We start from the raw sequence: 19,988 nt of genomic DNA on the forward strand, positions 1-19,988 counted from the left end.
AGCCCTCAATTGCCACTTCGCGGGCGTCCTGGGAACAAGAACGTGCAACGCATCGCCTCGCTCGACGACATTGCGGCAGCCCTCGACGCCCTCTGCCGGATCGATCCGCGGCTGGAGACGGTGCGCGGCAAGGCGGGCGAGGTGCCGCTCCGGCTGTCGGAGCCGGGGTTTCAAAGCCTCGCCTCGATCATTGTGTCACAGCAGGTGTCCCGCGCGAGCGCCGATGCCATCTTCGGCCGACTGGTCAAGCTGGTCGATCCGCTGACGCCGGAAGCAATCCTCGCCGTGGGTGAAGACGTATTTCGCGAGGCAGGGCTGTCGCGGCCGAAGCAGCGCGGCCTGCTTGCCGTCGCCGAAGCGGTGGCCGGCGGGCTCGATCTCGATCACCTGTGCACACTGGATGCCGGCGAGGCGATCGCAGCGATGACGGCCGTGCCCGGCATCGGCCCATGGACGGCCGAATGCTATCTGCTGTTCGCCGCCGGCCACCCGGATGTGTTCCCCGCGCGCGACGTCGCGCTGCAGACGGCGGTCGGCCATGCGCTCGGCATCGACCCGCGTCCGCCGGAGAAAATGCTTATCCGGCTGGCCGAATCATGGAGCCCCTGGCGGGGTGTCGCGTCGCGGCTTTTTTGGGCCTACTATCGTGAACTGAAGGGCAGGGACGCGGCGCCTCCCGTCGAAATGGCCAAAAAAGCATGAAAATCATGCGTTTTTGAGAGTTTCGGCGAGAGACAATCCGCTTCACATCCCTGTCATGTCGGGCTTACAGTATCCGCGCCAATCGGTTACGGCGCCGTGCATCCAATTGGGTCCACAATGACGCTGTAGGACTTTTGAAGAAGCGCATGATTCTTTCCGCAAATCGTCCGATTTTCGGAGTCATGCGCGGAGCCAAGGAGGCCAAGACGTGACGGTTGCCGTATCTCCGGATGGGCTTCCCGCGCTGGTGCTGAATGCGGACTATCGCCCGCTCAGCTATTACCCCCTGTCGCTCTGGTCGTGGCAGGACGCCATCAAGGCTGTGTTCCTCGACCGGGTCAACATCGTCGCCGAATATGAGCACGCCGTCTCTTCGCCGACCTTCTCGATGAAGCTGCCGAGCGTGGTCAGCCTGAAAGCCTATGTGAAGCCGTCGCGGCATCCAGCCTTCACCCGCTTCAACGTGTTCCTGCGCGACCGCTTCCAGTGCCAGTATTGCGGCACGCCCGAGGATCTGACGTTCGACCATGTCATCCCGCGCCATCGCGGCGGGGCGACGACCTGGGAGAATGTCGTCGCCGCCTGCTCGCCCTGCAATCTTCGCAAGGGCGGCATGATGCCGGCCCAGGCCAAGATGTGGCCGCTGCAGAAGCCTTACCAGCCGACGGTGCACGACCTACACAACAACGGCCGGCTGTTCCCGCCCAACCATCTGCACGAAAGCTGGATGGATTATCTGTACTGGGATGTCGAACTCGAACCCTGAGATCGTTCGAGAAATCGGGAGGCTGGCCGCCTGACGCGGCTTTCTTCGCTTCCGGCCTTCGCCAGCCCAGTTCGGTCGTGCTCACTTATCAGCGGCTTCGCGTTTAACGACCGGCTTCCCCCACTCCGTCGCTGCTTCGCAGCGCCACCTCTCCCCCCTCCGGAGGGAGAGGAAGGGAGCCGCCGAGGAGCGCTGGCTACAATAGGCTTGTGCCTTTCCTCTACCCCGTCGATCGGGGGAGAGGTGGCTCGGCGAAGCCGAGACGGAGTGGGGGTCGAACTGGCTCGGACGTCGAAAGTCGCGCCACGCGACGCAGCCTGCCCAATTTTTGCTCGAACTCTGCGTCGGCGCCTTGGTGCCGACTCAATCCCGCGCGAGCGCGCTGCGGAAGGCGACGGCGGCCAGGATAAGGCTGGCGATGGCGTTCCAGCCGGCGAGCGACAGGCCGAGGATGCGCAGCGCTGCCTTGTCGCAGGAGGGCGGCACGAATTTGTCGAGCGCGTCGAGCACGCCCTTGCCGCCGGTGTCGACCGGGCCGGCGCCGGCCGTGCAGTCGGCCGGGCCCGGCCACCACTTCCATTCGACGCCTGAATGGTAGACGCCGAGATAGAGGCCGTAGAGCATCAGCAAGCCGCCGATCACGAGCAGGCCGCGCGTCACCCAGGCCGGCGCGCGCAGCATCGAGGCGACCGCCGCCAGCACCATCAGCGGCACGCCGATATAATAGGGCGTGCGCTGCTCGAGGCAGAGATGGCAGGGGATGTAGCCGCCGATATATTGGAAGGCGAGCGCCGAGCCGACGGTCGCGGCCATGGCGACGGCGAGAAAGAGCGCCGCGCGCGTGCGCTGGCGTCCGGTGTCGGCATTCATGGTCGCGGTCATCGATGAGGATCCGTTGTTGCGTCGCTATCCGTGGGCGTATCTGACGAGGATATAGAGCAAAATCAGGGCAGCGGCGCCGGCGCCGACAATCAATCCCAAGCGCTTTTCGATGAACTCCCTGATCTCTTCGCCATAGCGGCGCAGCAGCCAGGCAAGCAGCAGGAAACGAGCGCCGCGCGCAACGATGGCCGAGACGATGAAGACCAGAAGATTGACGTGGAGCGCGCCGGCCAGGATGGTGACCACCTTGATCGGCGGCAGGTGCGCGGCGCCGGATGTCACGAGCAGCACCAGCATCAGCCCGGCGCCTGAGGACTGCCACCTCTGGAATGTGGCAAGGCCGCCAAAGTGCTCCAGGATCGGCCGTGCTATCGTGTCGTAGGCGTAGAAACCGATCAGCCAGCCGGCAATGCCGCCCAGCACGGACGCAGCCGTGGCGGTCAGCGCGTAGCGATAGGCGCGGTTGGGTCGCGCCAGCGCCATCGGCAGGAACAGCACGTCGGCCGGGATGAAGAACACCGAGCTTTCGACGAAGGCGATGAAGGCCAGCCACCATTCGGCGGATTTGCGCGCCGCCAGCGACAAGGTCCAGTCGTAAAGTCCGCGAAGCATCGGCTCTCCTAATCCACAGCACCCCGAGGCGCTTGGCGGTTTTGGGCAACGGCAGGCAGGAAGACAAGGACCCAAAGCGCCGCATCCAGCTTGCGGATGCGAGGCGCTCAACGCTTCGCCTGTCTAGAAAGATTTTCCGCGCCGCACAATGTCCTGCGTCGCCATGAGGCCGGCAGGCGAGCAATACCACCGCTTGCGCGGGCAAATCCGCAACAGGCCAGTTGACGAAAGGCCGTCCAACCGTATAGTCCGCGCCCATCCAGGCCGCCCGGCCTGAGCCCCTATGGCGGAATTGGTAGACGCGCTCGACTCAAAATCGAGTTCCGCAAGGAGTGCTGGTTCGATCCCGGCTAGGGGCACCATCCTTCGCTCTGCGAGCTTCGGATGGCAGGCCATCCTTCTCCAACCTCTTCGAGCTTCGGATGATGGGCCACCCTCTCTAATCTCTTCGAGCTTCTGATGACGGGCCATCCTAATCCCAGAAATTTGGGCGCAGGCCGACGACGGCCGGCCTGCGCCTTTGTTGTTTTCATGCAATTCCGGACGGAAACCGCTACGCACTTCTCCTGGAATTGCTCGAGCGGTCAGAGCGAGTGCTTGTAGCCGATCGCGATGTTGAGCTTGTCGCCGGCGAGATCGTCGTAAGGCGCCGACGTCGTGTCCGACTTTTTCCACGAATAGCCGAGGCTGGCATAGACCGAGATGGTGGAGTCGATGTTGTAGGTCACGCCGGTGGCCAGCTTCGGTAGGCTCACCAGCAACGATCGAATATCGCACAACCGGAGTTGGAACGCTCCATTGGAGCGGCTGCTACCGCATGTTCCCCGTATGCCCCTGCGAGTATCGCCCCGGCTGCGGCCACACGGTGAGGCCGTGCGGCTCGACGCCGACGCGGATCTTGGTCACCGCGCCGCTGGTCGTGTCGATCATGTAGACCTCGCTGTCGAAGCGGCCGGAGAGCCATAGCTGCCTGCCATCGGCACTGACATTGCCCATGTCGGGGCTGCCGCCGCCGGGGATCGGCCATTGCGCGACTACGGCGCGGGTTGCGAAGTCGATCACCGTCACGCTGCCCGGACCATTGGCCTTGCCCTGCTCCATCTTGTGCGAGCCGCGGTTCGAGACATAGAGGCGCTTGCCGTCGCGGCTGACGACGAAGCCATGCGTGCCGATGCCGGTTGGAATGAAGCCGATTTCGCGAAAACTGTCGCCGTCGACCAGGAACACGCCGTCATTCATCATGTCGGCCACGTAGAAGACCTTGCCGTCGGGCGAGAGCCGGATGTCCTGCGGCATCCCCATCCTGGAGAGGTCGAGATGGCCGAGCACCTTCTGGTCCTTCAGGTCGATCTTGGCCAGGCCGCCGTCGCCGTACTCGCAGGTGAAGATCGCATAGGAGCCATCGGCCGAGAAATCGGCATGGTTGATGCCGGGGCAGGTCGGCGTCGGCAGGCTCGATTTCAACACCATGGTGTGCGGGTCGCGGAAATCGAGCTGCTTCATCGCCTCGTCGACGACGATTGCCGCGCTGCCGTCCGGCATAAAATAGAGATTATAGGGGTCGTCGACCGGAATCTGCTGGCCGGGCTTGGCCGTCATCGGGTCGATCGGCGTCAGGCTGCCGTTCTTGCCGGTGCCGTTGTTGGCGACCCACAGCGTTTTCAGATCCCAGGACGGCACGACATGCTGCGGCTTGCTGCCGACCGAAAACCGGTCGACCTCCTTCAAGGTGAGGGTGTCGATCACCGAGACGGAGTTGGAGGAGCGGTTCGGCACATAGACGCGCGGCAGCGCTCTGGTCGTCACCGGGCTGAGATGACCGGCGGCGGTGTGTTTGTAAATGTCGACGGCGGGCGGCGGGGGTTCGGAACAGTCTTCCGGACAGGAGCCGGCATAGGATGTGCCGGGCTGCAGCGAGACAAGCAGCGCAAGCGGCACGCCCAGACGGATGAAGCGCAGAAAAGTCTCGATCATTTTGGCTGACTTGCGATGAAGGCGCGGATCGCATCCGTCGTCCCGTTGACGATGAGATCCACACCGAGCTGCCCAAATTCCGCGGAGGACCTTGCCGGATCGCCGCCATAAACGCCATCCCCGGCACCAAGCTTTAGCAGGCCGGCAAGACGATCCTTGCGCACCATCGACGGATCGACAGCCATCATCAGCGAGGTGTCGGCCAATCCGGCATGCGTTCCGATCTCGGTGCGGGTGGCGCCGGCGGCCAGCAGCTTGTCGGTATAGGGACCCTGCGCGAGGCGATAGTAATCGACCGCCGCAAAGACCCGAACGGGGGTCTTCTTCCATTCGGCGTTGAGCCGGTCGGCCACGTGACGTTCGTCGGCCTGATAGCCGCCATGGTCGCCGATCAGGACGATGGTCTTGAAGCCGGCGTGCCTGAAGCTACGCGCCGCGGACTCCAGCAATTGCTCGAAAGTCTTGTCGCTGATCGTGATGGTTCCCGGAAAACGCATGTGCTCGGCAGGCGGATCGATATCGCCTTCCGGCACATAGGCGATGACCGGCGCAACCAGCGCGTTGCCCAGTTTCGTCGCGATCTTTTCGGCGAGGAATTTCACTCGCACATTGTGCTTGCCCAGCGCCATTGCCGGACCGCTCTGCTCGGTGCCGCCGATCGGGATGATGATCGTGGTCGTTCCCGCCGCGACCAGGTCGCGCAACTCGGTCCAGGTCTGGTCTTCGAGGAAGACCGAAGCGCTTGCCGGATACGCCGCCGACAAGCACAGCAGCAGCGCTGCGCCAGCCAGGATGCGCCGCAGCGCGCTTCTTCCGATATCGACAAGCATGCCCCGATACACTTTTCTGGAATTGCCCTATCGACGCTTCAGCAGGCTCCGCATGCGGTTGCGCAGGATGCGCGCCATGTTGCGGGTCTCGCGGTAGAGGTGCAGTTGCGAGGCGGCCTGGCGGGCCAGCCGGTCGGCTTCCGGCGTCAGCCCGACCACCAGCGTGCCCATCGGCTTGCGCTCGCTCCACAGGCGGCTCATCACCGGATGGTCCGGAACCGCGCAGGAATCGGTCATGACGATGTTCGGGTCGTCGAGATGCTGCCTGGTCACCTCGATCATCAGAAGCGTGCCCGGCGAATAGGCGGAGAGCGTCTCGTCATAGGCCGTCTTCCAGGTATAGGCGACGCCTGCCTCGACGAAGACGACGAGGCAGGCGATGGCGCGGCCGTCGAGCGTCAAGAGGTGGATACGGCACATGTCCTGCTCGGCCAGCCGGTGCACGGCCTCGCGGGCGAAGGCGGCGCGGTAGCGATCGATCGCCATCGCGGTGCGCTCGCGACCCTTCCAGCCAGCCGCTTCCAGCGTCAGGAAGCTTTCGATGGCGTGGCGGATCTCGTCCGGTCCGCGCGCCACGACATGCTCGAGCCTGCCTTGATCGGCCAGGCGCCGCTTCAGGCGGCGGAATTCGCGATAGTGATGCGCGCGCAGCGAGGCCTTGAGATAGTCCTCGCCCTCGACGTCGCTCTCGAGCACCGGGCGCTCGACCTTGCCGGTGGTCACGAGGGTCAGGCCGCGGCTGTCGGCAAAGGAGGTCATCAGGCTCGCCACCGGGCCGTCGAGGCGCATATCGGGCAGCACGAAGACCCTGGGCAGCTTGAGATGCGGCCGCGACAGCATCGAGAAGAAATCCTCGATGACGCCGATGGGATCGTCGCGGTCGACCAGCGGCGTGCCGAGCGGACCGAACGGGCTCGACCATGTGCGCATCACCGGAACGCCGAGCGGGATCGCCGGCCGCTCGACCGAGAACGGCACCAGAAGGCGCAGCCGGTTGCGGTATTCGTCGCCGTCGCGGATGACGGCCAGCCGCACCTCGCGATCTTCCAGCCTGGGCATCGCCGGCGCCAGGAAGCGCGGGTTGAAGAAGACATTGGGCTCGATCGTGCGGGCGCTGAGATAATCGAGCTCCTCGACGAGGTCGAAGCCGGCCGAGGCCGGGTAGATGGCGAGCTTGCGCTCCGGCCTGTTGCTGGCGAAGAGCTCGATATGGGCCGGGTCGGCCTCGCGCGCCAGGCCGGCCAGGTTGGAGACCATCGCGCTGGCGGGACCGCCGCTGGTCTCTTCGAGCAACGGGACGGCGGCCATCAGGCGATTTCCTTCTTTGCAGGCACGAAGATCGCCATCACGATGCCGAGCTTGCGCCAGACGGTGAAGGAGAGGGCGCTGGCCTCGAAGACCATGGCGAGGCTGGTGGCGATGGCCGCGCCCCAGAGGCCGAACAGCGGGATGAGGATCACGTTGAGGCCGATGTTGAGCGCAAGCGTCATGGCATAGACGCCGGCGCAGATGTTCTGGTTGCCGCTCATGGTGAGCAGGCTCTCGCAGGGGCCGACGGCGGCGCGCGCGACGACGCCCAGCACCAACAGGAAGAGCAGCGGGTAGCCGGCGGTGAATTCGGGGCCGAACAGCACCAGCATCGGCTCGCCCAGAGCCAGCACCAGCAGCGCCATCAGCAGCGAGGGCCAGAAGGTCCAGGAGACGGTCTCGCGGGCGAAGGCGGCAAGCCGATGCGGCTCGCCATGGGTGAACTGGGCGTAGCGCTGGGCGACGCCCGCCTTGACCGCGAAATAGACGAAATGCACCAGCGCCAGCGTCTTCACCGTGGCGAAGTATACGGCGACGTCATTGGGATCGAGATAGGCGCCCACCATCAGCACGTCGGCATTGGTGAGCAGGAAGAAGAAGCCCTCGACCAGGAAGATCGGCAGCGAGACGAGGATCCATTGGCCGAAATGCACAGTCACCGGTCCGGCCGGTATCTTCTTGTCCATGCGCGAGGTGACGGCCATCAGCTGGCCGAGCGTGGTGACATAGGTGGCGGCGATCGAGGCGAAGATCGCGGTCTTGGCGTCGGGCACGTAGTGAAGGCCAAGCATCAGCGCCATGAAAACCAGGATCAGCACCGGGCGCACCAGATAGGTGGGCGACAGCGCCAGCAGCGCCCAGGAATTGGCGCGCGCCAGCCCTTGCAGGAGATCGCCGAGCGCGATCATCGGCAGGCAGATGACGCCGAGGATGAAGGGGATGACGTAGTAGCTCTCGATCCAGTCCGAGGCGAGCCACACGCCAAGCGCGCCGAGGCCTGCCACCAGCGTCGAGGCGACGAGCACGAAGAGGCGGCTCGCCTGCACGATGCCGCGCAGCTCGGCCAGCATGCCGCGCTCGCGATATTCGGGAATGAAACGGATGACCGAGGTGTGGAAGCCGAGGCAGGCGAGGTTGCCGACGATGACCATCGTCACCCAGACCAGCACCGAGATGCCGTATTCGAACGACCCCATCCAGCGCGCCATCAGCACCTGGCTGATAAAGGCGATAAGGGCGCTGACGATGCGGATGGAAAAGGCGATCAGCGACATGCGCCCGGCTTCGCCGCGCTCGTCGGCGGTGAAAAGCACCGCGTCGATGCGGCCAAGCAGCGGCCGCATGCGCAGCGCCCAGCGCTGCGGCAGGAACCGCCCGGCAGTCGTCGCCGCGGAAAAGCGCACCCCGAATACTCTCCGTTTTCCGCCTCTTTCCAAGGTTTCGTCTATCCGAAACACCTTAAGAAACGGTTGGGTGGGGGGCTTCCTTCTCCCCGTATAGTGACGGGGAGAAGGGGGTGCCTGAGATCAGCGGTGATACCACCAGTATTCCCAGTATTCGCGCGGCATCTCGCGCTCTTCGAGGCCGATATCGCGTCTCAGGTAATCGTCCTGAGGCGGCTGCAGGCGGCGCCGGTTCCGCAAGGGCGAAAGCAGCGCCGACAGGGCCCGTCGCATGTAGCCGCGCCGTGGCGAGGCCGCATCCGCCGCGGCGGATGCACTCTCGCTGTCCGGCACGGCATCAGGTCCGCCGGCGACGGGACTGATCTGCCCGACATGGTCTGCCCGGTCAGCGATAAAAGTAGGGGTCGAGGACCCGTACCTCCGTGATCTTGTCGACGGGGAGCGAATTCTTCTGCGCGGTGCTGCGGATCGCCTCCGGCGAGGGCGCGTCGTAGATGCAGAAGCTCTTCGACTTATCGGGCGAGACGAAGGACTGCACCCAGGTGACGCCTTTCTCCGCATTGCGGGCGATGACGCCGCCCATCGCGGTGGCGCCGGCATCGTTCATCGGTACGTTCAGGCCTTCCGGGAAGGTACGTTCAACGACATAACGTGGCACGATCGTCGTTCCTTTCGTGATTGGATTTCAAGTCTCCAGGCAATTCCGGATGGAAAACCGCTACGCGCTTTTCCCGGGATTGCTCCGCGCTCGTTTCGAGCAAGACCGATCTCATCATGTCCGCAAGCACCACGCATCGGAGCCATTCCCCATATTGGCCGGGACGATTCCCTATGTTTGGGACGTTTTATGTGGAAGACGGCACTCAAATGTGTGGAGAGTCACATTTCCGTGCCTTTTCCCAAGCTATCGCGGCGGCGGCCCGCCACGGTGGAATTCCGATTTCGCAAGAGAGCGACGATGCTTCTGGAACGGCAGCCGCAGCTGCAGCAGATGGACGCCTTGCTGGCGGATGCAACAGGGGGGCGCGGCCGCGTCGTGGTCGTCTCGGGCGAGGCCGGCGCCGGCAAGACGGCGCTGGTCGAGGCGTTCGCGAGCCGGCTGGACGGGAGCCTGACCGTGCTTCGCAGCGCCTGCGAGGACCTGTCCATCCCGGATCCGCTGGGGCCGCTTTACGATCTGGCGCGCAACGGGCAGTGGGAGTTGCCGCGAGTGATCGGCGACCGCGAGGTGCAACGGCTGCCACTGTTTTCGGAGGCGCTCGACGTCCTCGAGGCGAAAGGCCCATGCCTGCTCGTCATCGAGGATCTGCACTGGGCCGATGACGCGACGCTCGATTTCGTGCGCTTCCTCGGCCGGCGTATCGCGAACACCCGCATCTTGCTTCTGATCACGGCCCGCACCGATCGCAGCGAGGGACAGATGCGCGTGCGCCGGGCGCTCGGCGAGATCCCGGCCGGCAATGTCATGCGCATCGACGTGCCGCTGCTCAGCGAAAGCGCGGTGCTCTCCCTGGCCGAAGCCGCCGAGCGCGATGGCGGCGCGATCTACCGGGCGAGCGCCGGCAACGCCTTCTTCGTCACCGAGCTGCTCGCCGCCGAAGGAAGCGGCGCCTTGCCTGCAAGCGTGCGGGACGCCGTGCTGGCGCGCGCTGAAAAATTGTCGCCGGGCGCCCGCTCAATGCTCGACGCGGTCTCGGTGTTCCCGCGCCGCGCCGATAGCTGGGCGCTGAGCGGCCTTTGCGGAATCGCCGCCGCCGGCCAGCTTGCCGAATGCGTCGCCCACGGCCTGCTCGAGGATTTCGGCGACGGCTATGCTTTCCGGCACGAGATCGCCCGCACGGCGATCGAGATGGCGCTGACGCCCAGCAAACGGCGCGAATACAATGAGCGCGCCCTGGCAGCCTTGCGGGACAATCCGCAGGTCGCCACCGCGAGGCTCGTGCATCATGCCGTGGAAGCGCAGAACCTGGACGTGGTGCGCGAGCTCGCGCCCGTCGCCGCGCGCGAGGCTTCCCGCGTCGGCGCGCATCGCGATGCGGCGGGCTATTACGAGCTACGCCGATATCCTGCCGATCGAGACGCGGGCGGAGCTTTACGAAGGCCATGCCTTCGAGTGCCACCTGATCGGCCGCGTCGATGTGGCGATGGAGGCGCAGGGCAGGGCGCGCCAGCTGCGCCAGGCGCTGGGCGACCGGCTCAAGGAAGGCGACAGCCTCAGGTGCCTGTCGCGCTTCGCCTATCTGCTCGGCGATCGCGAGTCGGCGGACCGTTTCGGCGAGCAGGCCGTGGAGCTCCTCGAGACCGCCCCCGACAGTGCCGAGCTGGCGATGGCCTATTCGAACCTCTCGCAACTGGCGATGCTCGCCGAGCGGCTCGATGACACGCTTTCGCTCGGCGGCAAGGCGGTCGAGCTGGCGGAGCGGCTCAACCGGCCGGATATCCTTTGCCACGCCCTCAACAATGTCGGCGCCGCCGGGCAATGGCTGGATCTCACCAAAGGGCGGCGCGATCTCGCCCGCAGCCTTGGGATTGCCCTTACAGGCAACTTCCAGGAACACGCGGCGCGCGCCTTCACGAACTGCGCCTGCGTTGAGATGAACAGGCTCAACTTCGAGGAGGCGGCGGCGTTCCTGGACCGCGGCATCGGCTATTGCGTCGAGAACGACCTCGCGACATGGCGCGACTACATGCGCGGCGTGCAGGCGCAGCTTTTGCTTCGCCGCGGCCTTTGGAACGATGCGGCGACGGTGGCGCATGAGGTGGTCGACGACGACGCCACGACGCCGCTGGTGCGCTACCCGTCGCTGGTGGCCTTGGCAAGGTTGCGTATCCGACGCGGCGACCCGTCGGCCGAGCCGATCGTCGAAGAGATGAGGCTGTTCCTGGAAAAGGGCATGGAGCTGCAGCGCCTCGTGGCCTTTGCCGGGGTGCTGGCCGAATTGGCCCTGGCTCGGCCAGGCCGACAGGCAGGAAGCCCTGCGCCTGATCGCGGTTGCGGAACGCCTTGCGCCGACGCCGGCCGTGTTAGGCGAGCTTGCCATCTGGCGGGAGCTGTTGTCGCCTGGTTCGGATCCCGGCGACACGGACGGCATGGCGGAGCCGCACCGCCTGCAACTGACCGGCGACTGGCGCGCGGCCGCCGCGCTATGGGCCGAAATAGGCGCGCCTTTCGAGCAGGCAATGGCCTTGCTGCTCGGCGACGAAGCGGCGCAGCGCGAGGCGCTCGCCATTTTCGAGGACCTCGGCGCGAGGGCGGTCGCGCAGCACGCCCGCGGCCTTATGCGCGAATGCGGTGTCAGTCGCATCGCGAGAGGGCCGCGACAGGCGACGCGCGCCAACCAGGCGGGCCTCACGCGGCGCCAGATGGAAGTCCTGGGACTTCTCGAGCGGGGTTTTTCCAACAAGAAGATCGCCGCGCATCTGACGATTTCGCCGAAGACGGTCGATCACCACGTCTCGGCCGTGCTGGAGAAGCTGGAAGTCATCTCGCGCGGCGAGGCGGCGGCCGCAGCGCGTGCGTCGGGGCTGGTGTGAGGCTGCACTAGGGAAGTCTGAAACAAGCTGGCGTGCCGGAGTCGCGGAATGCCAGCGCTTCCCCCTCATCCGCCCTTCGGGCACCGGTCGGCCCTTCGCTATCGCTCAGGGCGTTCGTCGTTCGAAAAGCCAAGCAATTGGCTTTTCGTCCGCTGCGCGGACTCACCCCCGCAAGCGGGGAGAAGGAAGAAGGGTCAGGCGAAGGCGCCGTGGCAGTGCTTGTACTTCTTGCCGGAGCCGCAGGGGCAGAGCTCGTTGCGGCCGACTTTGCCCCAGCTTGCCGGGTTCTTCGGGTCGCGGTTTTCCGGCGCGACGACGGCGCTGGTGTCCTGACGCATGAGAAGCGCGGTCTCGCCGCCCTGGAAATCGTCCTCGCCGGTCGAGCCGTCTATGTGGCTGCCGAACATCTCGGGCGTTTCGGGCGGCGGCGCGTCGGCCGCCTGGCGCACCAGCTCGACGCGCATCAGCTGCGCGGTGACCGCCTGCTCCAAATTGCCGAGCATGGCCTGGAACAGCTCGAAGGCTTCGCCCTTATACTCCTGCAGCGGGTCGCGCTGGGCATAGCCGCGGAAGCCGACGACCGAGCGCAGATGGTCGAGATTGACGATGTGCTCGCGCCACAGATGGTCGAGTGTCTGCAGCACCACCGAGCGCTCGACATAATTCATCACATCGGGGCCGAAGCGATCAGCGCGCTCCTTGGCGGCGGCGTCTGCCGCGGCTGTGATGCGCTCGCGGATGTCGTCCTCGGCGATGCCCTCTTCCTTGACCCATTCCTCGACCGGCAGGTCGAGGTTGAGGTACTGCGCCACCTCTTCCTTGAGGCCGGTGACGTTCCACTGCTCGGCATAAGCATTTTCGGGAATGTTCTTGGCGACGATATCCTCGATGACGCCTTCGCGCATCTCGGCAACGGTTTCGGCAAGACCTTCTCCGTCCATCAGCTCGATGCGCCGCTGAAACACCGCCTTACGCTGATCGTTGGAGACGTCGTCATATTTCAAGAGGTTCTTGCGGATGTCGAAGTTACGCGCCTCGACCTTCTTCTGCGCCTTTTCCAGCGCCTTGTTGATCCATGGGTGGATGATCGCCTCGTCTTCCTTGAGGCCGAGCTTCTGCAGCATGCCGTCCATGCGCTCGGAGCCGAAAATGCGCATCAGATCGTCCTGCAACGACAGGAAGAATTTCGAGCGGCCGGGATCGCCCTGGCGGCCTGAGCGACCACGCAACTGGTTGTCGATGCGGCGCGATTCGTGGCGTTCGGTGGCAAGCACATAGAGGCCGCCGGCGGCCAGCGCCTTTTCCTTCAGGCGCTCGACGTCGTCATTGATCTCCTTTTCCCGGGCCTCGCGCTCGGGTCCGGCCGGCATGTCGCCGAGCTCCTCGGCAATGCGCATCTCGGCATTGCCGCCGAGCTTGATGTCGGTGCCGCGTCCGGCCATGTTGGTGGCGATGGTGATGGCGCCGGGCTTGCCGGCCTGGGCGACGATGGACGCCTCGCGCTCGTGGTGGCGGGCGTTGAGCACCTCGAAGTCCTTGAAGCCGTCCTTGCGCAGGCGCTCGGCCAGCAGCTCGGATTTCTCGATCGAGGTGGTGCCGACCAGGATCGGCTGGCCCTTGTCCCGCGCTTCCTTGATTTCCTTGACGATCGCCTTGTATTTCTCGTCGACCGTCCGGTAGACCTCGTCGTCCTCATCCTTGCGCACGACCGGCAGGTTGGTCGGGATCTCGGTGACTTCGAGATTGTAGATGTTGGCGAATTCCTCGGCCTCGGTGAGCGCCGTGCCGGTCATGCCGGCGAGCTTCTTGTAGAGGCGGAAGTAATTCTGGAAGGTGACGGAGGCCAGCGTCTGGTTCTCCGGCTGGATCTGCACATGCTCCTTGGCCTCGAGCGCCTGGTGCAGGCCTTCCGAATAGCGGCGCCCGGGCATCATGCGGCCGGTGAACTCGTCGATGATGACGATCTCGCCATTGCGCACGATGTAGTCCCTGTCCTTCTGGAACAGAAGATGCGCCTTCAGCGCGTTGTTGACGTGATGGACGATGGCGACGTTCTCGACGTCGTAGAGCGACTCGCCCTTCAGGAGGCCGGCGTCGCGCAGCATGTTCTCCAGCCTCTCGGTGCCTTCCTCGGTGAAGATCGTCGTCTTCTGCTTCTCGTCGACCTCGTAGTCGGCCGGGCCGAGCTTCAGCATGAAGGTGTCGATGGTGTTGTACATTTCCGAGCGGTCCTCGAGCGGACCGGAAATGATCAGCGGCGTGCGGGCTTCGTCCACCAGGATGGAATCGACCTCGTCGACGATGGCGTAGGAGTGTCCACGCTGCACCATCTGCGAGCGCTCATACTTCATGTTGTCGCGCAGATAGTCGAAGCCGAGCTCGTTGTTGGTGGCATAGGTGACGTCGCAGGCGTAGGCGTCGCGGCGCTCGTCGTCGGAAAGGCCGTGGACGATGATGCCGACGGTCAGACCGAGGAATTTGTAGACCCGGCCCATCCATTCGGCGTCGCGCTTGGCGAGGTAGTCGTTGACGGTAACGACATGCACGCCCTTGTCGGCGAGCGCATTGAGGTAGACGGGCAAGGTGGCGACCAGGGTCTTGCCCTCGCCGGTGCGCATCTCGGCGATGCCGCCATTGTGCAGCACCATGCCGCCGATCAACTGGACGTCGAAAGGCCGCATGCCGAGCACGCGGCGGGCTGCTTCGCGCACCGTGGCGAAGGCCGGAACCAAAAGATCGTCGAGCGAAGCGCCGTTGGCGAGATCCTGACGGAACTTTTGCGTGCGCCCCGCAAGCTCGGTGTCGGAAAGCGCCCGCATCTCGTTTTCCATGGCGTTGATGGCTTCGACCCTGGGCCGGGTCGACTTGACGCGGCGGTCGTTGGAAGAACCGAAAACCTTACGGGCGAGACCGCCGAGACTGACCATCCAATGGCCCTTTCGATAGCAATTTTGGCCGTTTGCGACAGGCGCCTGGCGGGCCCATCAAATCCGCGTGAATGCGGACAAACGCAAAAAGCGCCCGGAAAACGGTTCTGGACGCCAAGTCGTTGGACAGATAAGAGGGGGCTCAATCGATGTCAACGCCGCGTTAGCCCTATCGGCAGCGCCAAATTCCGCCACAATCCGACTGATCTGGAACCCTTTCGCTCCCGCGATCCTTATTGGCAATCCCCATTGGAGTTCATCTCGATGTCACTGTCGTTCCGCCGTGCCTCGCTCGCCAGCCTCGGTCTGGCCTTCGGGCTCTCGGCACTTTGCCTGTCACCGCTGATGGCGCAGGAGACCAAGCCCGCCCAGCCGGACGCCACGGCACCCGCGGCTGCTCCGGCGGCGCCGGTCGACCCCAACGCCGTGGTTGCCACCGTCAATGGCGAGAAGCTGACCGAGGCCGATCTGCAGCTCGCCGAAGGCGAACTGTCGCAACAGTTCGCGCAACTGCCGCCCGACCAGCGCCGCGCGGCCGCCCTTTCGGCGGCGATCGAGATTCGCGTCATGGCCAAGAAGGCGGTCGATGCGGGTCTCGACAAGGACGCCGACTTCCAGCGCCGCATGGCTTTCCTGCAGGCGCGCGCCCTGCATGGCGAGGTGGTCGAGAAGGAAGTGGTCGCCAAGGTGACGGACGCCGAAGTGCGCGCCCGCTACGACCAGGAGATCGCCAACACGCCGCCGGCCAACGAAGTGCATGCGCGTCACATCCTCGTGAAGACGAAGGAAGAGGCCGAGGCGATCATCAAGCAGCTCGACGGCGGCGCCGACTTCCAGAAGCTCGCCAACGAACACACCAATGACCCCTCGGGCAAAACCAATGGCGGCGATCTCGGCTGGTTCGGACAGGGCCAGATGGTGCCGGAATTCGACAAGGCGGCCTTCGCGCTCGACGTCGGCAAATACACCAAGGAGCCGGTGCAGACACAGTTCGGCTGGCACGTCATCAAGCTCGAAGACAAGCGCGCCAAGCAGCCGCCGGCCTTCGACGACGTCAAGGACCAGGCCAAGCAGGCAGTGATCCGCGACAAGTATTTCGCCATGGTCAAGGGCCTGCGCGCAGCCGCCAAGGTCGAGATCCCGGACGAGAAGCTCAAGAAGGACGTCGACACGCTGGAAGGCGGCAAGTAATCCGCTACCGGCTTGAATATCCGGCGGAGGGCGCCTTTCGGCGCCCTTTCGCTTTTGGGCTTAGGTGGTCAGTATCCCCCGCGTGATGTAGCGCACGGCGGCGCGGATCACCGCGTCGTCCTCGTCGAGCCGTCCGGTCAGCAGATGCCGCCAGGCGAAGGAAGCGATCAGGTCAGCGACAATCCCGGCATCGACATCGGCCGCCACCTCGCCCCGCGCCTTGGCGCGCTCGATCATCCGGCCGGTATGGCCGCGGCGTCCCTTTGAATAGTCGGCAAGCGCGGCCGCGGCTGTCTCGTCCGACTGCGCCTCCGCGATCAGCGAGCGGAAGATGTTGCCCGACGGGGTGTCGCGCCAATGCGCGAACAGATTTTCGAGGAAGCCGGCCAGATCGTCCTCGATGTTTCCGGTGTCCGGTGTCTCGACGCGCTTCTGCCGCTGGTAGACTTCGATCAACAGTGCCGCCTTGCTCGGCCACCAGCGGTAGATGGTCGGCTTTCCCGCCCGCGCCCGCCGGGCGACGGCTTCGATCGAGAAGCCCGCATAGCCGGCCTCGCGCAACACCGCCTCGGCGGCCTTGACGATGGCATCGGCGCTCTCGGGATTGCGTTTCGCGCCGATTGACTTGCGCCCGCGAGCGGCGGCTTCGCCCATCGAGGTCTTCCTTAGCCGGTGAATCTGGCGCCGATCATATTGACTTCGGCGATGAAACGAAACGACGCGTTTCCAATTGCAAAGCCGCCGGCCGGGGCGCGAAGGCGCGGCCAGAACGCCCCTTGCGCCGGCGCGCGCTATCGGGCAAACCGGCCTTGCTTTCGTATTCTTGCCGCTCCGGGGTCCCGATGTCCGCTACGATTTCGCCGCTCGCACCGAAGAAATATCCGAAGATGCCGGTCATCGAGGGTGTGCGCATCGCGACCGCCGAAGCCGGCATCAAATACCGGAATCGGACCGACCTGCTGGCTATGGTCTTCGATCCGGGCACGGCTGTCGCCGGCGTGTTCACCAGGTCGAAATGCCCGTCGGCGCCGGTCGACTTCTGCCGCCAGAACCTGCCTGCCGGCAAGGCGCGCGTGCTGGTGGTCAATTCCGGCAACGCCAACGCCTTCACCGGCAAGAAGGGCAAGGCCTCGACCGCGCTGACCGGCGAGGCGGCGGCCAAGGCCGCGGGATGCTCCGAAAGCGAAGTGTTCCTGGCCTCGACCGGTGTCATCGGCGAGCCGCTCGACACCACGAAATTCAGCCATCTGCTCGCCGGCCTGGTCAAGGACGGCAAGCCGGATCTGTGGACCGAGGCGGCCAAGGCGATCATGACCACGGATACCTATCCGAAGGTGGCGACGGCGACGGTCAAGCTCGGTGACGCCGACGTCACCATCAACGGCATCGCCAAGGGCGCCGGCATGATCGCGCCCGACATGGCGACGATGCTCTCGTTCATCGCCACCGACGCGCCGATCGCGGCCCCCGTGCTGCAGGACCTGTTGTCGCGCGGCACGGCCAAGACCTTCAATGCGGTGACCGTCGACAGCGACACCTCGACCAGCGACACGCTGCTCATCTTCGCCACCGGCAAGGCTGCGGCGCACGGCGCGCCAGCGATCAGCGATCCCAAGGATGCGCGGCTCGGCGCGTTCCGCCGGGCGCTCGGCAAGGTGCTGAAATCGCTGGCACTGCAAGTGGTTCGCGACGGCGAGGGCGCGCGCAAGCAGGTTGAGGTCACGGTGACCGGCGCCAAATCGGCGCGCTCGGCCAAGCGCGTCGCGCTTTCGATCGCCAACTCGCCGCTGGTCAAGACGGCGGTCGCCGGCGAGGACGCCAATTGGGGCCGCGTGGTCATGGCCGTCGGCAAGGCCGGCGAGCCGGCCGACCGCGACCGGCTGTCGATCTGGTTCGGCGACAACCGCCTGGCGCATGAGGGCGAGCGTGATCCGGCCTATTCGGAGGAAGCGACCTCGGCCTATATGAAGCGCGACGACATCCGCATCCGGGCCGATCTCGGCATCGGCCGCGGCAAGGCGACGGTGTGGACCTGCGATCTCACCAAGGAATATGTCGCCATCAACGGCGACTACCGGAGCTGATGGCGCCGGTGTCCAGGCATCCGGCAAGCGTGCTGGCGGTCGTGCGCCGCTACGAGGCGGCGGGTTTTCGCGCCTGGCCGGCGGCCGCCGTCCATTATGACGGGACCTGGGTGGTGCGGCTGACCGCCGGGCTCCCAGCCAAGCGCCTGAACTCGGTCAATCCGCTCGATCCGGGCGACACGCATGCCATCGAGGAGCGCATCGGCCGCGCCGCAAGGCGTTTCGACGCCTATGGCAGGCCGCTGACCTTCCGCATGTCGCCGCTGTCGGGGCAGGTCTTGTCCACGCATCTCGACAAGGCCGGCTGGAACAGGTTCGACGAATCCCTGGTCATGCGGCTGCCGCTGAAGGACCTCGAGCTTGGCGCGGCCATGGACCAGATACCGCTCAAGGACATCAGCCGCTTCATCGGCGCGTCGCTCAGGACGAGCGGCTCGGACGCCTCGCTGCGGCCCGGCCTGTCCGAGGTCATCGGCGCCATCCAGCCCGAAGCGGGGCTGTTCGCGCTGGAAGATGGCAGCGAGGCGCTGGCGACGCTGATCTGCGTGCATGACGGAGACCTCGCCGGCCTGTTCGAGGTCGCCACCGAAAAATCGGCGCGCAAGAAGGGCCATGGCCGCAATCTCATCCTGTCGGCGCTGAAATGGGCGCGGCTGCGCGGCGCGCGTGAGGCCTGGCTGCAGGTCGAGGCCGGCAATCTACCGGCGCTCTCGCTCTACCGGTCGCTCGGCTTCGAGGAAGTCTATCGCTACCATTATCGTCGGCCGCCGGGCGCATGAGCGAGGTCAAGCCAGCCGGAAAGCGCCTGCTTCTGGTCGCCGCCTGCGCGCTGGTGGACGCCGACCGGCGCGTGCTCCTGGCGCAGCGCCCCGAGGGCAAGCAGCTCGCCGGCCTGTGGGAGTTTCCAGGCGGCAAGGTCGAGCTCGGCGAGACGCCGGAGGAGTGCCTGGTCCGCGAGTTGCACGAGGAACTCGGCATCGAGACCGAGATTCCATGCCTGGCGCCGCTCACCTTCGCCAGCCACTCCTATGACGATTTCCATCTCCTGATGCCGCTCTATGTCTGCCGCCGCTTTCGCGGCATCGCGCAGCCCAGGGAAGGGCAGGGGCTGAAATGGGTCAGGCCGCGGCAGATGCGCGACTATCCGATGCCGCCGGCCGACGCGCCGCTGATCCAGTTCCTCATCGATCTTTTGTGATTTCGTGCCGCCTTCGCGTCAGTTCATCGTTTCCCGAGACGACGAAAGTTTCCGCACGTTTCCTGGACCTGCTTTAGCCAGCGTTAATGGAAGATTTATCTCGACGTGAAAAATTGCACGAGGCGCGTTCGCGCGACGAGATCGTCGATGATTGGGAAACACGGCATGAGCCTTGAAAGAGACTGGGACTCGATCCGGCCCGACCGAGGCTTCCGCGCGGTGGACGCCGGCATGGGCATCCTGCGGATCACGCTTCTCTTCGGCTCGGCCGCGGTGGCGCTGGCGCTGATCGCGACGCCCTTCCTGGACAACCAGACTAGGCCGCAAAGCGCTCGCGACGCCTTCGCCGGCGGACTCGACATGACGGCGACCGGATCGATCGGCCATCGCCTCAATACATATACGGTGCGCCGCAGCGTGCTGCAGCCACTGCCCAGTTCAATCTGCGTCATCCGCAATGACGGCAGCCGCAGCGGCGAGTGCTGACTTGGTTAATGATTTTCCGGCACAGCGGCGTTTCACTCGCTGTTAAGCTTTTACTGTTAACCTTTCTTAACGGGTAGGACATTAGAATTTC

20 protein-coding genes and 1 tRNA gene are annotated in these 19,988 nt (G+C 65.1%); 10 read left to right on the plus strand and 11 right to left on the minus strand.

The genetic code is table 11. The features are described 5' to 3' along the window. The first annotated feature begins 42 nt into the window (after window positions 1–42). Entirely contained in the window at window positions 43–702 is a 660-nt protein-coding gene (locus RFM41_RS21865) for a DNA-3-methyladenine glycosylase family protein (RefSeq protein WP_320251050.1), read from the plus strand. A 208-nt stretch (window positions 703–910) separates the two neighbouring features. Further along, window positions 911–1,468 carry an HNH endonuclease gene (locus RFM41_RS21870; protein ID WP_027167440.1) on the plus strand — a complete coding sequence of 186 codons (558 nt, stop codon included), beginning with the start codon at window positions 911–913 and terminating at the stop codon, window positions 1,466–1,468. A gap of 363 nt (window positions 1,469–1,831) precedes the next feature. Here the strand turns inward: RFM41_RS21870 and RFM41_RS21875 are convergent, their stop codons facing one another. Further along, window positions 1,832–2,350 (minus strand): disulfide bond formation protein B, encoded by a 519-nt coding sequence (locus RFM41_RS21875; protein WP_320250958.1) that lies wholly within the window; start codon window positions 2,348–2,350, stop codon window positions 1,832–1,834. A 24-nt stretch (window positions 2,351–2,374) separates the two neighbouring features. Then, window positions 2,375–2,962 carry a YqaA family protein gene (locus RFM41_RS21880; protein ID WP_320250959.1) on the minus strand — a complete coding sequence of 196 codons (588 nt, stop codon included), beginning with the start codon at window positions 2,960–2,962 and terminating at the stop codon, window positions 2,375–2,377. A 277-nt stretch (window positions 2,963–3,239) separates the two neighbouring features. Here RFM41_RS21880 and RFM41_RS21885 point away from each other — a divergent pair. Continuing rightward, window positions 3,240–3,324, plus strand: a tRNA-Leu gene (locus RFM41_RS21885). 222 nt (window positions 3,325–3,546) lie between these two features. Here RFM41_RS21885 and RFM41_RS21890 read toward each other — a convergent pair. The 7 genes from RFM41_RS21890 to RFM41_RS21920 form a co-directional block, all read right to left on the minus strand. Continuing rightward, window positions 3,547–3,717 (minus strand): hypothetical protein, encoded by a 171-nt coding sequence (locus RFM41_RS21890; protein WP_320250961.1) that lies wholly within the window; start codon window positions 3,715–3,717, stop codon window positions 3,547–3,549. Window positions 3,718–3,772: 55 nt separating this feature from the next. Further along, window positions 3,773–4,936 carry a YncE family protein gene (locus RFM41_RS21895; RefSeq protein ID WP_320250963.1) on the minus strand — a complete coding sequence of 388 codons (1,164 nt, stop codon included), beginning with the start codon at window positions 4,934–4,936 and terminating at the stop codon, window positions 3,773–3,775. After that, window positions 4,933–5,766, minus strand: a complete 834-nt coding sequence (locus RFM41_RS21900) for a creatininase family protein (protein ID WP_320250965.1) — start codon at window positions 5,764–5,766, stop codon at window positions 4,933–4,935. The genes RFM41_RS21895 and RFM41_RS21900 overlap by 4 nt, the downstream gene beginning before the upstream one ends. Before the next feature lie 27 nt (window positions 5,767–5,793). Continuing rightward, a complete protein-coding gene (locus tag RFM41_RS21905) occupies window positions 5,794–7,074 on the minus strand; it encodes a GNAT family N-acetyltransferase (RefSeq protein WP_320250967.1) in 1,281 nt (426 codons plus the stop codon). Then, window positions 7,074–8,477 (minus strand): lipopolysaccharide biosynthesis protein, encoded by a 1,404-nt coding sequence (locus RFM41_RS21910; protein ID WP_320250969.1) that lies wholly within the window; start codon window positions 8,475–8,477, stop codon window positions 7,074–7,076. Before RFM41_RS21910 ends, RFM41_RS21905 begins: the two co-directional genes overlap by 1 nt. A 123-nt stretch (window positions 8,478–8,600) precedes the next feature. Then, window positions 8,601–8,810: a hypothetical protein gene (locus RFM41_RS21915; protein ID WP_320250971.1), complete on the minus strand. Its 210-nt coding sequence runs from the start codon at window positions 8,808–8,810 to the stop codon at window positions 8,601–8,603. Between the two features lie 52 nt (window positions 8,811–8,862). Then, complete coding sequence (locus RFM41_RS21920; protein ID WP_320250973.1) at window positions 8,863–9,135, minus strand: DUF4242 domain-containing protein; 273 nt, start codon at window positions 9,133–9,135, stop codon at window positions 8,863–8,865. 300 nt (window positions 9,136–9,435) lie between these two features. Between RFM41_RS21920 and RFM41_RS21925 the strand changes: the two genes are divergently transcribed. Next, entirely contained in the window at window positions 9,436–10,857 is a 1,422-nt protein-coding gene (locus tag RFM41_RS21925) for an AAA family ATPase (protein WP_320250975.1), read from the plus strand. Window positions 10,858–11,531: 674 nt separating this feature from the next. Further along, complete coding sequence (locus RFM41_RS21930; protein ID WP_320250977.1) at window positions 11,532–12,011, plus strand: helix-turn-helix transcriptional regulator; 480 nt, start codon at window positions 11,532–11,534, stop codon at window positions 12,009–12,011. A gap of 194 nt (window positions 12,012–12,205) precedes the next feature. Here the strand turns inward: RFM41_RS21930 and secA are convergent, their stop codons facing one another. Next, the gene (secA, locus tag RFM41_RS21935; RefSeq protein ID WP_320250979.1) at window positions 12,206–14,938 is read right to left on the minus strand and encodes a preprotein translocase subunit SecA; all 2,733 of its coding nucleotides are present in this window, start codon (window positions 14,936–14,938) and stop codon (window positions 12,206–12,208) included. 264 nt (window positions 14,939–15,202) lie between these two features. On the opposite strand from secA, the gene RFM41_RS21940 reads away from it, so the two are divergent. Continuing rightward, window positions 15,203–16,129 (plus strand): peptidylprolyl isomerase, encoded by a 927-nt coding sequence (locus RFM41_RS21940; protein ID WP_320250980.1) that lies wholly within the window; start codon window positions 15,203–15,205, stop codon window positions 16,127–16,129. A gap of 60 nt (window positions 16,130–16,189) precedes the next feature. Here the strand turns inward: RFM41_RS21940 and RFM41_RS21945 are convergent, their stop codons facing one another. Beyond that, window positions 16,190–16,783, minus strand: a complete 594-nt coding sequence (locus RFM41_RS21945) for a TetR/AcrR family transcriptional regulator (protein ID WP_320250981.1) — start codon at window positions 16,781–16,783, stop codon at window positions 16,190–16,192. A 188-nt stretch (window positions 16,784–16,971) separates the two neighbouring features. Here RFM41_RS21945 and argJ point away from each other — a divergent pair, with 188 nt between their 5' ends. The 4 genes from argJ (at window position 16,972) to RFM41_RS21965 (ending at window position 19,897) form a co-directional block, all read left to right on the plus strand. Continuing rightward, complete coding sequence (argJ, locus tag RFM41_RS21950) at window positions 16,972–18,213, plus strand: bifunctional glutamate N-acetyltransferase/amino-acid acetyltransferase ArgJ (RefSeq protein WP_320250983.1); 1,242 nt, start codon at window positions 16,972–16,974, stop codon at window positions 18,211–18,213. Further along, window positions 18,213–18,992 (plus strand): GNAT family N-acetyltransferase, encoded by a 780-nt coding sequence (locus RFM41_RS21955; RefSeq protein WP_320250985.1) that lies wholly within the window; start codon window positions 18,213–18,215, stop codon window positions 18,990–18,992. Before argJ ends, RFM41_RS21955 begins: the two co-directional genes overlap by 1 nt. After that, complete coding sequence (locus RFM41_RS21960) at window positions 18,989–19,411, plus strand: (deoxy)nucleoside triphosphate pyrophosphohydrolase (RefSeq protein WP_320250987.1); 423 nt, start codon at window positions 18,989–18,991, stop codon at window positions 19,409–19,411. Before RFM41_RS21955 ends, RFM41_RS21960 begins: the two co-directional genes overlap by 4 nt. A gap of 165 nt (window positions 19,412–19,576) precedes the next feature. After that, entirely contained in the window at window positions 19,577–19,897 is a 321-nt protein-coding gene (locus RFM41_RS21965) for a hypothetical protein (protein ID WP_320250989.1), read from the plus strand. Window positions 19,898–19,988: the final 91 nt, after the last annotated feature.

The sequence above is a fragment of the Mesorhizobium vachelliae genome (assembly GCF_033977325.1).
Classification (GTDB): domain Bacteria; phylum Pseudomonadota; class Alphaproteobacteria; order Rhizobiales; family Rhizobiaceae; genus Mesorhizobium; species Mesorhizobium vachelliae.